The 19256-nt window shown below is 37.9% G+C and carries 6 protein-coding genes and 7 pseudogenes; 12 read left to right on the forward strand and 1 reads right to left on the reverse strand.

Annotated features, from left to right (window positions below; translation table 11 throughout):
• Nucleotides 1-696 precede the first annotated feature (696 nt).
• The 11 genes and pseudogenes from AAZO_RS00990 to AAZO_RS01055 all read left to right on the forward strand — a co-directional run bounded on the left by AAZO_RS00990 (nt 697) and on the right by AAZO_RS01055 (nt 12303).
• A complete protein-coding gene (locus tag AAZO_RS00990; protein WP_013189860.1) occupies nt 697-990 on the forward strand; it encodes a HetP family heterocyst commitment protein in 294 nt (97 codons plus the stop codon).
• Nucleotides 991-1910: 920 nt separating this feature from the next.
• Nucleotides 1911-2129, forward strand: a complete 219-nt coding sequence (locus AAZO_RS34705; protein WP_013189861.1) for a hypothetical protein — start codon at nt 1911-1913, stop codon at nt 2127-2129.
• 487 nt (nt 2130-2616) lie between these two features.
• Nucleotides 2617-6072, forward strand: a pseudogene (gene nifJ, locus AAZO_RS28150) (pyruvate:ferredoxin (flavodoxin) oxidoreductase); the annotation flags it as partial.
• Nucleotides 6073-6235: 163 nt separating this feature from the next.
• Nucleotides 6236-6463 (forward strand): helix-turn-helix domain-containing protein, encoded by a 228-nt coding sequence (locus AAZO_RS33090; RefSeq protein WP_041640488.1) that lies wholly within the window; start codon nt 6236-6238, stop codon nt 6461-6463.
• A gap of 45 nt (nt 6464-6508) precedes the next feature.
• Nucleotides 6509-6739, forward strand: a complete 231-nt coding sequence (locus AAZO_RS43145) for a winged helix-turn-helix domain-containing protein (protein ID WP_049790495.1) — start codon at nt 6509-6511, stop codon at nt 6737-6739.
• A 93-nt stretch (nt 6740-6832) separates the two neighbouring features.
• Nucleotides 6833-7312 (forward strand): transposase, encoded by a 480-nt coding sequence (locus tag AAZO_RS01030; RefSeq protein ID WP_041639070.1) that lies wholly within the window; start codon nt 6833-6835, stop codon nt 7310-7312.
• 139 nt (nt 7313-7451) lie between these two features.
• Nucleotides 7452-9105, forward strand: a pseudogene (locus AAZO_RS43150) (IS1634 family transposase).
• Between the two features lie 109 nt (nt 9106-9214).
• Nucleotides 9215-9436 (forward strand): annotated as a pseudogene (locus AAZO_RS28160) (C4-dicarboxylate ABC transporter); the annotation flags it as partial.
• A pseudogene (locus AAZO_RS34710) lies at nt 9431-9730 on the forward strand (hypothetical protein); the annotation flags it as partial. The pseudogenes AAZO_RS28160 and AAZO_RS34710, both read left to right, overlap by 6 nt.
• Before the next feature lie 351 nt (nt 9731-10081).
• Nucleotides 10082-11120 (forward strand): annotated as a pseudogene (locus AAZO_RS01050) (dihydroorotate dehydrogenase-like protein).
• Between the two features lie 106 nt (nt 11121-11226).
• A pseudogene (locus tag AAZO_RS01055) lies at nt 11227-12303 on the forward strand (ATP-dependent 6-phosphofructokinase).
• A gap of 74 nt (nt 12304-12377) precedes the next feature.
• Here the strand turns inward: AAZO_RS01055 and AAZO_RS01060 are convergent.
• Nucleotides 12378-16634, reverse strand: coding sequence for a PAS domain S-box protein (locus tag AAZO_RS01060; protein ID WP_013189862.1), 4257 nt, complete (start codon nt 16632-16634; stop codon nt 12378-12380).
• Nucleotides 16635-18360: 1726 nt separating this feature from the next.
• Here AAZO_RS01060 and AAZO_RS01065 point away from each other — a divergent pair.
• Nucleotides 18361-19250, forward strand: a pseudogene (locus AAZO_RS01065) (PPK2 family polyphosphate kinase).
• The last annotated feature ends 6 nt before the right edge of the window (nt 19251-19256 follow it).

A 19256-nucleotide genomic window follows, 5' to 3' on the forward strand; every position in this document is an offset into this window, starting at 1 on the left:
AATGATACTAAAAAGCCCAAGCTAATGATAAACTCATTCCTAGTAAAGTACGGCGTAAATAGAGCAACAATTTAAAATAGATGAAAAGCCTACTCCATAAGATTTTTTTTTGACTTTCGCCTTGCGGCACTAGCTTTTAAGTCATATAAGTCCTGCTATTAATCTTTCTGCAAAATAAAAGTCACAGAAAATAATAGTATTCTTGTAAGCATTCAGCTAATGCCTAACGGCACGCTACGCGAACAGGCATCAGCAGTCAGCTTTGTCAGGCTAACGCCAGAAACACCTGTTTGATAATTAACCAACTTCTCAAACATTCTGACTCCTGATTCCTGAATTCTTACATATCCTCTTGGTTAAAAATCAACTGATATTTACATGAGAAATGAAGAATCTATTCAACTTTAAATATCACTTTCATCATAGGAATATGTGGCTTTTAGAAAGATTTTCATAAATCTCTGATGGTGAAAAATATGGAGATAGTGACAAGCGATATCTAAATGCTGTTTTCTAGATTTTTGGCAGTTATAGCAGGAGTCAGGAGTCAGGAGTAAAACTCTCTTGCTGTTTAGGTTTCAATTTAGATTCTGTACCTCATTGATCTGCAATCTGGTGTATGGACATTGCTAATAGAGAATCCCGCACGAAAGTAACGATAAACCTTCAATAGTACAAATTATATCCGGGACAGTCATGAACTACCGAATTTCTCCTTCTCAAACTAACGTTCAGAATCTTATTACTCCTGAAGAATTAAATCAAGTCCTTGAAGCTGTCGCTGATGGTAGATATTCCTGGGCTTGTGTGCTGATTTTACGTTTTATTGGTTATAATCCACTGCATTATATTCCCCAGCGCACTTATAGCCGTTTAATGAAAGAAAATAGCCAAATTGAGATAGCATCAGCATCTACCAATAAACCGAAACTTCACCCAGTGAATAGTTCTCATTGTGTGCCTTCATCTCAAATTTACAGTACCAATTAGTGGTGTAGTGTGTGGGGGAGGTGAGGGAAGAATTAATTCTTTCTTCTCTCTTCTGAACTCCTGTAACTCCTGATAGCGGAAGCTGGCGTAAGCCATACTCCTGTATTCTAAAAACGGTTTAAAAGTGTGATTCTGAACGTTCAAGGAGCATCTCTGAAAGAGATAGTGAAGAATCTCCGAGATACTAGTACCGCCGTGAATTCAAAATACTTCTTTTAGAAGAGCTAAGCTAACAAAATATCTCCTTCGGAGACGCTACGCGAACGAAATTCAAAATGTATACAGAGTGAGCTTTTCAGAAATTTGCAATGGTTGGTTTATTTACGCCGTACTGTACTAGAGCCTACTGCACGCTGCGCTTTCACGCAGTGTCGCGAAGGGATACCGTGTACTACGTTACGAATAGCTTACGCCACCCTGCGCTATCAGTATGAGATAAGTCTAAGTTTCACCCGTTTGCTGTATAACTCCCCAATTCCTTCTTACAACAAGTCCAGATTAATAGTTTGTTGCCATACTTGCTCAAATGCAATTCCCTGTTTAGTAGAAATATATAATAATACTATAGCTGCTGAACGTTTGGAATTATCACAATGTATCAGCAGCGGTTTAGGTAATTCATCAATAATTTGAAAAACTTGCTTTGCAGTTTGATGAATTAGATTTTCAATCTAAGTCGGCAGGTTGACATACTACAATCCTAAAAATTCACTTTTTTGCTGTTCATTTGTCCATTAAATTGATTCATTTGCACAACACAAATTTAGGACAGATTTGTAACCATAATCAGCAAGCTAATGTAGATGTTCTAGTGTAATTTGTCCACTTATTGCTAATTCCTGATTAATCTTCCTAATAAGATTCATTGGAAACAGATAGTCGCTCATAGGTAATGAGTGAAGTGAAATACAGTTAGTATTATGATGACATTTTTCTCCAGGTTAGTTTTACAATTAAATGTATTAAATGTAGACTTTCTCTACACTCTTGACAGGATGTTGCCTAAGAATTCAGGAGTTAGGATTCAGGAGTCAGAATGTTTGAGAAATCTGTTAATTATCAAACAGCCATCAGCAGTTAGCCTGAAAAAGCTAACTGCTGATGGCTGTTTGCGTAGCGTGCGGTTAGGCATTAGCTGAATGCTTACGTTTTAACTTTACTATTAACTTAGAGCAAGAATCTGAGGAAATTGTAAGGATGCATTTCTATCTGGGAAATTTTATAGCAGCCAAACGGTGAGAGAGTTAAAAGTCTGTTTGTATCGAAGTTTTATGGTCTGTTGATGTCCTAACAACCTTGGTAATTACTATATATATTATATATGTTGATGGGGGTTTAATGAGGGTTATCAAAGAATCAATAGATTTGTAGACTAAGTAAGTCGGCGGCAAAAAACAGAAGTATGTAACAAAAAGTAAAATCACCAAAACCCTGTTGCCTTTTGCCTGTCATAATGACAATTTTTAACGCTAACCTACTTAAATCCGCAAGTGTAGGTGTTCCTCACAAGTTCCTCAAATTTTCGTCTTAAGTTTCAAGGTAGAAACCAGGGTACTCGGGACTGGTTAAAATTTTTTCCCTTTTACCAATTACCTATAGTTTAGCAATTCTCAAAGGCTGGGGAATATGAAAACCAGAACTTATGCCACCATAGACGGTGATGAAGCGCTTGCTAAGGTCGTTTATCCACTCAATGAAGTTATTGCTATTTATCCTATCACTCCATCTTCACCTATGGGTCAATGGTCTGATGCTTGGATGAGTGAAACAAAACCGAACGTTTGGAGAACTGTTCCCTTGGTGGTACAGTTTCAGAGTGAAGGGGGCGTTGCGGGTGCTGTACATGGTGCTTTACAAACGGGTTCACTGACTACCACATTTACAGCGTCTCAGGGATTAATTTTGATGCTGCCGAATATGTACAAGATTGCGGGTTAACTTACACCTACAATATTTCATATTGCAGCGTGATCGCTGGCAGCCCAAGCTTTATCTATTTTCGGTGATCATAGCGATGTTATGGCAGCCAGAACCACAGGTTTTGCCATGCTGTGTGCTGCTTCTGTCCAAGAAGCCCAAGATTTTGCCCTCATTTCCACACACGCAACTTTAGAATCACGCATTCCTTTCCTACACCTTTTTGATGGAGTCCACACTTCTCACGAAGTCGATAAAGTAGAAACATTAACAACAGAAGATTTAGAGAAATTTATTCCCATAGAGTTAGTAATTACCCATCGTTCACGGGCTTTAACACCTGATAGACCCGTATTAAGAGGAAAAGCCCAAAAGCCGGATGTTTACTTCCAAGCCAGGGCAACCGTTAACCCATTTTATTTAGCTTGCCCAGATATAACTCAGAAGGTAATGGATGAATTCGCTCAAGTTACAGGGCGAGAATATAAACTATTTGAATATCATGGAGATCCAACAGCAGAAAAAAGAATTATCCTCATGGGTTCTGCTTGTAAAACAGTTCATAAAGCGGTAGATTATCTCAACAAACAATGTGAAAAAGTTGGAGTTGTTATAATTAGATTATATCGTCCCTTTGACACCCAAAGATTTATTAATCCTTTACCAGAAAAACAGCAGTACTGCTGTTTTAAACATCACAAGAAAACCAGGAGCAGTTGGTGAACATTGATATACTGATGTTGTTACAGCTTTGGCAGAAAACAAACTCAACAATATTCAAGTTGTGAGGGAGAAATATGGGTTATCATCTAAATAATTTACACCCGCAATCCTGAAAGCTTTATTTGGTAATTTGATCCCCCCAAGCCCCTTAAAGATGGGGGCAATCAAGATACAACTATCCTTGATAATTTGGCTGACACACCAAAGAATCATTTTACAGTTGGTACTAATGTTGGCATTAATGATGATGTCACCCACACCAGCTTACAATATGACCCCGAATTTAACATAGAACCAGATAATATTGTGCGGGCTATATTCTATGGTTTAGTTACAGATGGTACAGTTACTGCCAATAAAAACTCCATCAAAATTATTGGTTAAGAAACTGATAATTACGCCCAAGATTATTTTGTTTCCGATTCTAATAAATCTAGTTATATTACCTTTTGTCACTTGCGATTTGGTTCTCAACAAATTCGTTCTACTTATTTAATCAGCAAAGCTAACTTTGTCGCCTGTCATCAGTGGGAGTTTATCGAAAAATTCCCGATGTTGAAAGATATCATCCCCGGTGGCACATTTTTATTAAACGCACCCTACGAGAAAGATGAAGCTTGGGAAAGACTCCCCTTTGCTATGCAAGAAGAGATAATTAATAAAAATCTCAAGTTCTATGTCATCAACGTCTATAAAGTCCCGCGGGAAGCCGGAATGGGCGGACATATTAACACTGTCATGCAGGTTTGTTTCTTTGCCGTTTCTGGGATTTTACCAAGAGAAGATGCGATCGCACAAATTAAAAAATCAATTCGCAAAACCTACGGTAAAAAAGGCGAAGAAATTGTCCAAATGAATATCCAACCCGTTAATAAAACCTGGGATAATCTGTATGAAATTTGGCATCGGGTATGGGACATTGGGCATAGCGAAGAAAACAAACCCCCAATCCCCGATTATGCACCTGCATTTGTTCGCAATGTATTGGGTAAAATGATTGCCCGTGAAGGTGATGATTTACCCGTCAGTGCATTACCCATAGATGGTACATATCCAACGGGAACATCAAAATGGGAAAAACGCAATATTGCCCAAGAGATACCTGTTTGGGATCCTAATGTTTGCATTCAATGTGGTAAATGGGTGATGGTATGTATATCCACACAGCGTTTGTTATCCATAGTAAAGTATATGAACCAGAACAATTAGAAAATGCACCGCCAACTTTCAAAATGCCGAAGAACATGATTGGCATGATTTGAAATTTACCATTCAAGTAGCTGCGGAAGATTGTACAGGTTGTGCTTTATGTGTTGATGTATGTCCGGCGAAAAATAAAGCCGAACCACGCAAAAAAGCCATTAATATGGAACAGCAAAGACCGTTAAGAGAATAAGAAAGAGATAATTGGGACTTCTTCTTGAGTTTAGTAAAACTAGCCCGACGGAATTTGAAGTTGAGTCATATTAATCAACAACAAATGCAAGAACTGTTGTTTGAGTTTTCCGGTGCTTGTGCAGGATGTGGAGAGACACTGTATACTAAATTAGTAACACAATTGTTTGGCGATCGCATGATCGTTGCCAACGCCATCGGTTGTTCTTCTATCTATGGTGGTAACTTACCCACCAGACCTTGGACAAAGAATGCTGAAGGCAGAGCACTAGCTTAGTCTAACAGCTTATTTGAAGATAACGCCAAATTTGCTTTAGGTTTCCACGTTTCCATAGATAAACAAGCCGTATTTGCAGCTTATTTACTATAACAACTTGCACCCCAAATAGGTGAAACCCTAGTAACAGATATCCTCAACGCTGAACAAAACGACGAAGCAGATATTTATGAACAACGGGAACGGGTATCTATTCTCAAACGAAAACTGGATGAAATTATTACCGCAGATGAATACAGATTAACACAAGTGAAAGAGGATGATATCGGCGTTCATCAGCGTTTATTGGCGGTTAAGAATCTCAAATCTCTTGCTGATTATTTGGTGAAGAAGAGTGTTTGGATGATAGGCGGTGACGGTTGGGCTTATGATATTGGTTACGATGGATTAGATCATGTAATTCCTAGTAGTCGCAACGTTAATATCCTCGTTCTCGACACAGGAGTTTATTCTAATACTGGCGGTCAAATCTCCAAATAGACCCCTAAAGGTGCAGTGGTAAAATTTGCCGCAGGTGGTAAAGTGGTAAACCAGCAGCCAAAAAAGACTTAGGTTTAATCACCATGACTTACTGTAAGGTTTATGTTGCTAGTGTGGCTATGGGTGCGAGAGGTGAACACACATTAAAAGCTTTCTTAGAAGCTGAAGCTTATGAAGGTCCATCCTTAATTTTTGCCTACAGCCATTATATTCCTCACGGCATCAACATGAGTACAGCCATGCAAAATCAAAAAGCGGCTGTAGACTCTCGACGCTGGTTATTGTATCGCTAAAACCCACCTTCCGCACCCTAACTGTACCCTAACTGTCACAGATAGTAGTACACAAGAACTAAAGATCCTGCAAGGAAGAAAAGGCTAATACCAAGTCTAAATGAGTGTAGATAGAACTGTAGAATAAAGAACATGGAAGATAAAGACTCATGAGGAAGCAATGGCACGCCCTTTCAATCTAGAAGTTCAAGAAAGTGCTGAGTATTTGTCAAAAAGCCTGAAAAATGCGCGGACAGCATTAGACAAAGAACGTTTACAAATGCTGTGGTGGATAAAAACAGAACAAGTAACCCAGCATCAAGAAGTGAGCCGAAGATTGGGCAGAGATGGGTCAACAATAACAGGATGGTTACAAAGGTATGGAAAAGGAGGACTATCTTCTCTTTGAGAGGTAAAAACTGCGCCTGGGGCAACTCCTTTAATACAAGGTGAAATGCTATCACAACTAATATCAAAGTTAGAATCCCCCCAAAGGTTTAGCAGTTATAGGCAAATTGTGGAATGGCTAGAGCAAGAATGGCACGTCCAAGTCAAATACAAGACAGTTTACAGTTTAGTGCCCTACAAACTAGGGGCAAAATTGAAAGTACCTCGACCCATCAGCTCATCACAAGATGAGCAAGCTATAAACCTTTTTAAGAAAACATCCCCCTTGCCTTGGTAGCTTTAGAGAAACTATTGGGTGGGGGAAAACGACTGAGTTACCTGTGCCAGGACGAAACCAGATTAGGTTTGAAGACCGAAACTGGAGGAGTGAGTGATTACGGCTCGTGGTGTTAAACCTGTAGTGAGGGTGCAGTGGCCACGAAAAGCATTTTGGCTTTATGGAGTTGTTGAACCCACCTCTGGATGGCATTTTTGTCAGGAATATCCTCATCTAAACAGTGAGAATTTTCAGAAATTCTTGGATGTCCTATCTCAAGAATTAGGTTCTGATATGGGATTAATGCAGATGGATCAAGCTTCTGCACACCAAGCTTTGGCACTGTCTTGCCCTGAAAATATTATTCCCATTTTTCAACCATCTCAGTCTCCTCAACTTAACCCCATCAAGCGATTATGGCAGTTTATTAAACGTCAGTTCAAAGGTGAAAGTTTCTCACATCTCGACCAATTGCGTCAAGGAGTTCAACATGAATTAGCTCAATTATCTTCTGAGGTCATCTCCTCTTTGACCAGTTATGATTTCATCCTTGAAGCTCTGTTTCATCAAGCTTTATTCTGTGCAGCCTCATAGAGAATTGGTATTAATGAGAATAGTATGATTAAAATGGCAATAGAGTGAGAGAATAAAGTTTTGTAAAGAAGATAAAAGAAAAGAAAATTTAATGATTTAAAAATTAAATTAGAACAGAAGAAGAAATGATTTAATCACAATGGGAGTTGTGGATAATTCTGTTGTGAAATCAAAGCTTCAAAAAATGGAAATTCAAAACCTAGACCATTTAGGCATCGTAGCAGGAATAATAGACGCCATAGGAGTAGTAGAAATAACCCTTGAAATTGGAGAGAAAGTAAGTCCGGGTCATGTAGTAAAACCCATGATAATCAACGGGTTAGGATTTGTATAAAAACCCTTATATATCTTTCCACAAGATTTTAAAACAATAGCCTGTGACCATCTAATAGGAGCAGGAGTAACACCAGAATATCTCAAGGACGATAAACTGGGGAGAGTCATGGATAAACTTTTTATAAAATGATTGGATAGAATATTTTTTATTATCGCCTTAAAAGTAGCCCAAAAATTTGGAGTATCCCTATGAGCAGGGCATCTAGACTCATCATAAATGGACCTACATGGGCAATATAATACCAGCTTACCAGAAGTAATATTTGAGAGTCAAAAAGTAGGAAATAATCAAGAAATAGAAGAATTAGCAGTAAAATCACCAAAAGAAATAACCATCACCTACGGTTATTCTGGTGACCATAGACCGGAGTTAACATAGTTCATCATAGAAATGATATGTTCAGGAGATGGAGACATACCAATATATATTTTTATAACTAGCATCGGGAAACCAAGCAGATTCATCATGCTTTGCTAAAATAGCAGTAGAGTACCAAAAACAGTTAAAAGTTAACAGTCTCATAGTAGCATACTGGGCCTTATATACAGGATCAAATCTGAAGATGATATCAGATTTAAGCTGGTTATATCCAGTGCCATTAAGCGTACAATCAGCACAATGATGAATATCAAAATTACGAGAACCAGAATTTGTTAATCGTAACTTACCCGGATATAAACTAGCTTCAAAAACAGTAAATTATGCAGTAATATAACAAAGATAGTTAGCAGTGCAAAGTCAAGAAACAAGAGAATCAGACCTGGGTAAACTCTCACAAAAAATTACCAAGGCACAATCAAAAGCTGTGCAAGATTTGAAAAAGTTATCACCAGAAAGATTTTCTAAGGGGTTATCTAAACTATTAAAACAATTCAAATATCACCAAATTAACCATAGTAAAGTTACTCAAATCAAATCTAAGAAAAAACATAGGTCAGGAGAGATATCCTCTGAAATATCAGCTACATTCTCCCAGAATGAAAGTAAAATTAATACAGAATTTCTGAGGGCAGGGCCTTTTATCATTGCTACAAACCTTTTGGATTCCAATGAACTTACCCATGACTCCATCTTGAGTGAATATAAAGCTCAACAGTCTTGCCAGAGAGGGTTTGCTTTTCTCAAAGACCCATTATTTTTTGCAGACAGTATTTTCCTAAAAAGTCCAGAGAGAATAGAGTCCCTGGGCATGATGATGGGTTTATGTCTGCTGGTTTATACTTTAGGGCAACGACAAATCAGAACCGCTGTGAGAGAGTCTAAATCAACAGTAAAGAATCAATTGGGCAAACCAACTGACCGCCCCACTTTACGCTGGATTTTTCCATGCTTTTAGTCTATTCATTTAGTTACACTAAACCAAGGAAAACACATCTCTCACCGGACTTAAGAGAGAGATTTCACTGTGAATCTTTTACCAGAGCATTGTTTTCCCTACTATCAATTACTTACCTGATTTTTCTCTGTATTAATTTAATTTCTATCAGAAAATAACCTAATATCCTTGATTTATAACTCTATTTTACTAGAATTTCTTTTTTTACTTCAATCTATTAGTCTAAGTTATGATTTATCTCTTGAATATCTTCATTTATCTGTTGACTCCTCTGGGCGGTGTTCTTTCTGATTGCTCCTTATTGATAATAGCTTTTGATGCTATTTTTGGTGCTTTACTGTTTCTCCAATGCCTTTTTTCACTGCATATGTTCCTTTTTATGCTCCCTTGGATTTTCTCTCTCCGTAATTTCTCTCTGTGGCACTTTAGGGTGGAGAATGTGGGTTATAACCCCGACCGTGTTCAACAAGGACAAAACCCCTTACAACTTGATTCCCGCACTCCCAGAATACCAGTTGAACAGTCGATGTATATGGAAAACCGCTTCAAGATGTTAACCAAAATAAACCCAGAAACGGCTAAACAATTACTCAAACAAGCCCAAGAGGATGTTAATATCCGTTGGCAAATGTACCAATATTTAGCCGCCAGAAAATTACAAGAAAATCACATCAAGAACCAGAACCAGAACCTATTCAAAATATCACTAAACAACCAGAAGCAAATAATAACCATAAGGGTTTAACAGCTTCTATCTAATATCAAAATAACTGTAGGTTGCGTTAGCTTTAGCCTAACGCACCAATCACCAATCACCAATCACCAATCACCAATCACCAATCACCAATCACCAATCACCAATCACCAATCACCAATCAGCAATCAGCAATCACCAATCACCAATCACCAATCAGCAATCACCAATCAGCAATCACCAATCAGCAATCACCAATCAGCAATCACCAATCACCAATCACCAATCACCAATCACCAATCACCAATCAGCAATCACCAATCAGCAATCACCAATCAGCAATCACCAATCAGCAATCACCAATCAGCAATCACCAATCACCAATCACCAATCGTAAAATTTATGAACTTAACAACAACATATTTGGGTTTAGAATTAAAGTCACCTTTAGTTCCTTCAGCTTCTCCCCTCTCCCAAGAAGTTGACAACATTAAATTAATGGAAGATGCTGGTGCAAGTACAGTAGTTATGCGCTCATTATTTGAAGAACAATTGACTTTAGAAAAATACGAACTTCATCATCATCTCACTTACGGTACAGAAAGTTTCCCTGAAGCTTTAACCTACTTCCCAGAACCTACAACTTTCCGAGTCGCTCCAGAAGAATATTTAGACCATATTCGCAAAGCAAAAGAAAAAGTAGAGATTCCCATTATTGCCAGTCTCAATGGTTGTTCTGTAGGAGGATGGACTAATTATGCCAGTCTTATTGAACAAGCAGGAGCATCTGCCGTAGAACTCAATATTTACTATGTTCCTACAGACATAGACCTGACAAGCCACGAAATTGAAAACACATATATTATAATATAATATATTGATATTCTGACCAGAGTTAAAGCCGCAGTCACCATTCCTGTAGGTGTAAAACTCAGTCCCTAATTTACTAATACTGCAAATATGGCCAAGCGTTTAGATTATGCTGGGGCTGATTGATGGGTTAGTCTTATTTAAGAGGTTCTATCAGCCAGATATTAATTTGGAAACCTTAGATGTTAAACCTCATGTGCTTTCAAGTACATCTCAATCTATGCGTTTACCTCTGCGTTGGATAGCGATTCTCTATGGTCATATTCAAGGTAGTCTCACCGCAACTAGCGGTATTAACAATGCCCTTGATGTGATAAAAATGTTAATGGTAGGGGCAAATGCAACCATGCTTTGTTCTGTATTATTACGGCATGGTGTTGATCATATTCGTAATTTGGAAAAATACTTACGAGAATGGATGGAAACACACAAATATGAATCAGTAAAGCAAATTCAAGGTAGTATGAGCCAAGTCAATTGTCCTAATCCTAGTGCTTTTGAACGCGCTCAGTATATGAAAGCGTTGCAAAATTATCAACCAAGTTGGGGTAAGGTTTATACACTATGTTAGGGGACTGGGGACTGGGGAGAAAGGGAGAAGATTTTTCCCAATGACCAATTATCAATCCGCAGTCCCTAATTATGAATTACGAATTACAAGTTACTAATTACGAATTATGCACAAAGGTATCGGTATTCTGACAAGTGGTCGTGACTCTCCTGCTCTAAATTGTGCAATTCGCGCAGCAGTCAGTCATGCTAATCTTACTTACAATTGGGAAGTGGTCGGTATTCCTTATGCCACACAAGGTTTATTAGAACGGCAAACTGTTCTTTTAAGTATGCATGGTTGGGATTTACGCGGTATTGACCCTTTACTGAATATGGGAGGAACGGTTTTAGGCAGTGTCAATAAAGGGGATACCTTAGCTCATGCTGATGACATTTTAGCTAGTTATGAAGCGTTGGTTTTAGATGCTTTAATTACTGTGGGTGGTGATGGTAGTTTAAAGATTATCCAGCAATTGGGAACTTTAGGTAATTGGCATTTGGTTGGTATTCCTAAGACTATTGATAATGATGTAGCTTTTACGGAAGTCTCTATAGGTTTTGACACAGTAATTAATACTATTGTCGATGCTATTAATTGTCTCACGTTTACGGCAGCAAGTCACGATTCCGTGATGATTGTGGAAGTGATGGGACCGTACTGCAGGTCATTTAGCACTACACTCAGGGATTGCTGGTGGTGCAGATGTAATTTTAATTCCTGAATTCCCCTATACTATCACAGGTTGATGTGAACATCTTAGCCAATTGAGCCATCGCTGGCGGCGTCAATTTGCCATTATCGTCGTTGCTGAAGGTGCTTCCCCTTGCTCAGAAGATGTGGACAATGCAGCTAGTTGTTCTACTGCTAAATGTGGTCGTGGACAATAATAATACATCGCTGAACAAATTGCTAGTTGCAGTAATAATCAACTTGACATGACACCAGGGTTTCTGTTTTAGGACATATTCACCGTGGTGGTATTCCCTCTGCTTTAGACCCTCTCACAGCTACAGTTTTCGGTAAAACAGCAGTTAATTTAATTGCCCAAGAAAAATATGACCAGATGTTATCCTGACAAGACAGACAAGTTGTGAATGGGAAAATCCACAACGTTTTAGATCAAAGTCCCTCACTTGTTGATCCTCACAGTTATTTAATCGAAACTGCTCAATCTTTAGGAATTTATGTAGGGAATAGTTAGGTTTTAGGGCATTGGGCATGGTAAAATTAATCAACTACTGCCTTTTACCTTTTATCCGTTCCCTGTTCCCTTATTTATGAATTACGAATTATTTGATTTAAGTTTCTTAATAACTCATTGGCAGTGTAGGGTTTGAATAAAACGGATTGCACTTCCATTTCGTCTGATTCTGGGAATACATCTTTTGTATTTAGTCCACTACAAGCAATCACTTGAACTTTTGGGTTCATTTTTTTCAAGGTGCGAATAGCGGTTATCCCATCCATTTCTGGCATCATCATATCCATCAATACTGCGCTGATATTTTTTTTGTGTTGGGCATACAGTACGATCGCTTCCACTCCATTACTAGCAGTTAGGGTTTGATAATTGTGGTTTTCTAGAATAATTGTGGCTACATCACGAATTTGAGGTTCATCATCTACTACCAAAATTAACTCTCCTTGTCCTGATGGTATTTTCGATTGATCTATATCAGGAACTTGAGGAGATTCTACAGATGGTAAGAATACCTTAAATGTACTGCCTTTACCCACTTGACTGGATACTGTTACAAAACCATTATGGCTTTTAAGAATTCCTAAAGCAGTTGACAAACCCAATCCTGTTCCACCTTTAAATTCTTTCGTGGTGAAAAATGGCTCAAAAATTCTATCTAATATTTCTTTAGTCATTCCTACACCTGTATCGGTGACAGTAATAACAATGTAATTGCCAATTTTGGATTCAATCAGCATCCGGGTGTAAGCTTCATCAATATAAATATTTTCTGTAGTAATTGTGAGAGTGCCACCTTCTGGCATAGCATCACGGGCATTAACTACCAGATTCATTAATACCTGATGTAGTTGTGTGGTGTCTCCAGAAACAGTCCACAGGTTTTCTGGAATTTGGGTGGTAAATTCGATAGATTTGGGAAATGTTTGTTTACCAATTTGAATAATTTCTGCAATCAGATGTTTCACTTGGACAATACCTCTTTCTCCTTTTAATCCCCTGGCAAAAGATAAGACTTGTTTGACTAAAGCAGCTCCACGTTGAGCATTATTTTCTATGATTGCCAATAGTTGGGGATGACGTTCTTCATCTTTGGCAAATCTACCTTTTAGTAATTGTGCTGCTCCTAAAATGGGAGTTAATATATTATTTAAGTCGTGGGCAATACCACCAGCTAAAGTACCAATGCTTTCTAATCGCTGGGTGCGGAAAAACTGTTCTTCCAGTTGTTTTTTCTCTGTAATGTCACTATCTACAATCAAGATAGATTTTGGTTGACCGTCGGCATCAAACATCAGTGTCCAACGACTTTCAACAATAATTTCTTGGCCTAATTTTGTTTTCTTACGTAGCTCACCTTGCCAAGTTCCCAATTTAACTACTGTTCTGAGTGCGCTTGATTCTTGTTGTTGTGTAGTTTTAGAACAGAAAAGATCCTTGAGGTTTTTACCCACAGCTTCATGTTTCTGCCAACCATATATTCTTTCTGCACCTTGATTCCAAAATAAGATTTTTGTCTGAAAATCTCGCACGAAAATGGCATCGGTAGCGATATCTAATAATGCTGCTTGTTCATAGAGTTGGTGCTCTGTTTCCTTGCGTTCAGATATATCTCTAGTTGTACCAATCATCCTGATGGGCTGACCTTGTTGGTTGTGGTAGACCTTTCCAGTACCCCTTAACCAGTGTAGGCTGCCGTCAGGCCAAACGACGCGATATTCTACGGCAAATTCGCCTTCTTGTTCAATAGCGCGTTTCACTGCCTGAATGCAAAATTCACGATCTTCAGGATAGAAGAAATTGAAGAATTCTTCATGGGATGATGGACATACACTACCTTTTGGTAGTCCATAAAGTGGCCCTACATTATCAGAGCAAATACATTGGTCGGTAATCAGGTTGCACTCCCATATACCCATGTTAGCATTTTCTAGGGCTAGAGTTAGTCGCGTTTCACTGTCTCGCAGAGATTCTTCAGCTAGTTTCCTGTCGGTAATGTCTTCGGTCAGACTACCATAGTAGTCAAGCTCGCCTTGTTCATTTTTAACGGGAAAGCATCTACCCCAAATCCAGCGGATTGATCCGTTCGGTTGTACGATGCGATACTCTAAATTAGCGCCTTCACCTTTTTGATGATGCTCCTCTATTTCTGCCAAAATGCGATCGCGGTCTTCTGGATGAATCGCTTCTCTCCATGATTGAGGATTTTCCCGCAGACTTTGGCAAGAGCGTCCCCAAATTTTTTCATAAGCCGGGTTAATATATAGGGTTTCCTTACTATCCTTGGAGGCCATCCAGATTAGGGTATCGCTATTTTCGGTAAAGTATCGGAATTTTTCCTCAGTCTTCTTGAGTGCAGCTTCTGTTTGCTTGTGTTCTGTGATATCTTCGGCAATGCCACCAAAGTATTGAATCTGTCCTTGTTCATTTTTGATGGTAAATCTTCTAGCCCATAGCCAGCTTATTGATCCATCAGGTCGTAGAACTCGATATTCTAGAACGCCAGATTCATTATCCTTTTGACTTTGTATTTGTGCAATGACGCGATCACGATCTTGGGGGTGAACTCCCTCTATCCAAGATTTAGGATTGTTACCCATACTTGCTCTAGAACGACCCCAAAATTTCTCATAGGCAGGGTTCACATAGACGTTCTCTGTACAATCCACGGAAGCAATCCAAACTACTGCTTGAATGTTGTCGGCAAATTGGTGGAACTTATATTCACTCTCCCTGACTGCTGCTTCTGTTTGTTTGCGTTCTGTTATATCTTCACCAATGCCACCATAGTATTGAATCTGTCCTTGTTCATTCTTGATAGGAAAACGTCTAGACCACAACCAGCGTATTGAACCATCCAAACGGATAATACGATACTGTACGCTAATATTTTCACCCTTTTGATGCTGCTTCTCCACCTCTGCCATCATGGGCTCAAGGTCTTCTGGATGAACAGCTTCTATCCAAGATAGAGGATTTTCCCACAGACTTTGGCAAGAACGACCCCAAATTTTCTCATAAGCCGGGTTGATATAAAAGAGGGTGCTGCAATCTTGGGAACAAATCCATATATATGCTTCGAGATTTTCAGCAAATTGGCGAAATGTCTCCTCACTCTTCCGCAAAGCAGCTTGCGTTTCTTTACGCTCCTTGATTTCTTGTTCCAAAGCTTGATTAGCAACTATCAATTCTCTCCTGCGTTCTGCCACTCGTTGTTCCAACTCATCTGAGCTTCGACGCAGTGTTTTCTCAGCTTGTTTCTGTACACTAATATTGCATATTAACCAACACCAACCAAGCCACTGACCTTGGCGATCATACACAGCCCTTAATCTAATACTGGCGGGGAAGGGCACCCCTTCTCTCGGTTGAATGTAAATTTCCCATTCTTGGAAGTGCTGAGAAAGACTCAGATGGGAGAGAACATTATGGCGATCTGATTGACCAAGAAAAATTGTAATTGGCTTGCCAACTAGGTACTTTTGATGCACACAGAGTAAAGATGAAGCTGCATGATTAGCCTCTTGAATAACACCCAATTTATCAGTTACTAAAAAACCATTAGGAGTAAATTCAAATAAATCTTGGTACCGTCGGCGCTCCGATTCCGTTATCTCACGAGCAGTAGCCAGTTGTTTATTTTGTTGGCGTAATTCTTCTTTAATAATTTGCAATTCTTCTAAGGTTTGCTGAAGTTCTTCATTAATTTGTATTTCTTTGGCTATTTTTTCCTCTATCCATGTTTTCAACAAGTTATCAGTTTTGCCGCTTACTTTCTCTCGTTGCTGATAGTTTTCCGGGGACTGATTCGTGATATTTGTTAACGTTTGATTTACAGCTTCAACAACACCAACAACCTTGACTAAATCTAACTCATGTAACAAGCTAGATTCATTAATTATGCCTACTAGATTTCCCTCATCATCAACAATCGGTAAATCCTGAACACTATATTGCTGCAAAAAGTATAAAACAGTTGAAATATGATCTAAATCGGATAGTTTCAATGTAATGACTGGTTGGGTCATCACTTCAACCATTGTTGTCTTGGCTAAATCCATATTCAATGCTATTAATTTTAATACATCTGCAAGCGTGAATATTCCTAGTAACTGCCCTTGCTGTACTATTAAAATATAGCTATTTACTTTTTTCTGCTGTTTGCTGCGAAGTAATGATCTGGCAACATTGTATAAGTTGCAGCTATGATTTTCCTCCTGATTCATCAAGTTAATAGCCTCAATCACATGACTATCAGGGCTAATCGTCAAAGGGTAACGATCAATAACTTTATGTAAAGAAGGCAAATCAATTAGATGATCGTTGAATTGCATAGGTAATCGTTGATTTTAATTATCCTATTGATTGAATAAAATTTTACTTTTAGGTTTGACACTTAAGACTAATTATTTTTGCTTCTTTTAGCTTTTTTATGGAGATTGAGGATTGATTAGGACAAAACCCTTGTCCACTAAGGATTATAAAGGACTCGGCTTCTTGCGTTTTAAATAAACAATCAACATAATCAGGCTTTCAATGATTTTGAACCAGGTTTTCTTTAGCAATCCTATCTGAGATATGAGAAAATACGGTGGTAAAAAGTCTTGATTGATAAGGGTTTCAGGTATTTTCTATCTCACGAATGATTTAGGATTGCTATATAAAAATGACCGAAGACCCTTATTTTTTCATAACTTAATTCAGTTTACTATATTTTTTGTTAAATTTTCTAAATACTTAACAAGTTAACAGACGATGATTAATCTAATACTCTAAATTCGTATAATAGTAGTCTGATGAGATTCATAATGATTGTTACAGAGCAGCCATACTGATCTCATAAGCTATTACCTAATATACCACCCATATAAAAGGCTCCCTGAAAGGTGTAAATTTTATGCTATAGTTTACTTTGCGTATGGTACGGAGGTTATAGCATCTCGGAGATTCTTCACTATCTTTTTCAAATACTCTCTGCGATCACTAAAAATAAAAATCTTCACCTGTCCTTAGTATGGTGAACAAATGGATAATGATAATCGATCGCATTCTTACCTATTAAAAGTTATCTCAGTAGCAACTTACGTGAATATAGTTTAGTCATTAAATTTACATACATTTTCAGGTGAGTGAACCACATTTTGCTCAAACTTCTGCTTATGTAAGCGTGATTCATCAAATTTATCAAAATGTATAGGCTTTGTTGACTCCTATTTACTTTTCTTAACAAAACCTTGATTTACTTAATTAGTATATTCAGTAAATAATATCCAAGGTGAAAGGAGAGAATAAAAGTAATCTTTTAAAATAACTATTTTTTAAATATGACCAATAAATAATTTCTTGATGGTACAAGTCCCCGGATTCATCTATGGAATCAATCCGAAATTTAAAATCCAAAATATCTTAAGAGGATATTTTAAAAGTTGTGGCGGAGGTATACAAAACTTTAGATCATCCTCAATACTCCTGAAAAAAGAGGACTTTGAACAGGTTATTACACCCTTTTCAAGTGGATTAGGGGGGATATGAATACAATACTAGTACAGTACATAGCAGCCGTAAATAAACCAACCATTCCAAATCCCTGAAAAGCTCACACCGTATTCATTTCGAATTTTGTTGGCGCAGCCTGCTGGAAGCACTATTTTGTTAGCTTAGCTCTTCTGATAGAAGCATTTTGAATTCACGGCAGTACTAGACTTGTGCATTCATCCTCTGAGCCCCCAGATGTATCCGTGAAGTGAATCCAAAATCATTCGAAAATGACTCCTGAACATTCAAAATCGGATGACAATACAAAAACATTTGTACTTGCAGACAGCTATGTTACCATATCGTAATTAGCAGAAGAAGTTACCAAATAGAATATAGCAGTCCTATTTGATTGGTATGATGTTCAGAATAATTTGAATCTGAATATTATGTAAAACTATGCTATCAAAAGGAGTTTAATTTTTTATCTCTTACGGAAGTAGAGGGATATATTTTGTTTTGAATTTTGAAGGGATTTCATTAAAAATGAATCATGCTGCTTTTATTGTTTCTCCAGGCGGTTAAATTTCTTTAAAGAATGATTATAATCCATCCTATAAACCTGAATACCATGAAACAGCTGATGCAACAATAAAATTACAAGCGGGTATTCGACAATTAGCTAAATCTCAAGATATTCTCTATGCCCAAAATACTTATGCGTTGCTAATTATCTTTCAGGCAATGGATGTGGCTCGGAAGGATAGCACTATCAAGCACATTATATCTGGGATCAATCTACAAGGATGTCAGCTATTTAGTTTCAAAGCACCAAGTGAAGAAGAATTAGACCATGATTATTTATGGCGGACTAAGCTGGCTATGGGCTAGAAGATTTACCATCAAAAATGAACAATGAAGGCTTTACCAGAACGGGGTGGAATCGCTATATTCAACCGTTCATATTATGAAGAATTGTTGGTGGTGTGTATGCATCCAGAAATTCTAGGAAAACAACAACTTCATTTTGAGGGAATTAATAACTTTGAAAAATACTTGGTCGATAATTCCATTATCGACCAAGTATTTTTCTCAATGTCTCAAAAAAGGAACAGAAAAAACGCTTTCCAGACACAATTGAATCACCAGAAAAACATTGGAAATTTTCAGCTAGTGATGTGCGGGAAAGAGGTTTTTGGGATGATTACATGACTACTTATGAAGAAGTTTTTAACCACACTAGTACAGAGTGTTCTCCTTGGTATATTATTCCTGCTGATCGCAAGTGGTTTACACGGTTGGTTGTATCAGAGATTTTTTGTACAAAATTAAAAGAATTGAATTTACAATATCCCCGCATATCTGAAGATCATCGCCAGAAGCTTTTGGAAGCTAAGAAACTTTTACCTTTACGTTTTTATCTGAAGGTTATCCTCCTTTGGAATGATATTTATTCAATAAATATTGGTAATTAATAAGAG

It is taken from the genome of 'Nostoc azollae' 0708, assembly GCF_000196515.1.
Taxonomy (GTDB): Bacteria; Cyanobacteriota; Cyanobacteriia; order Cyanobacteriales; family Nostocaceae; genus Trichormus_B; species Trichormus_B azollae.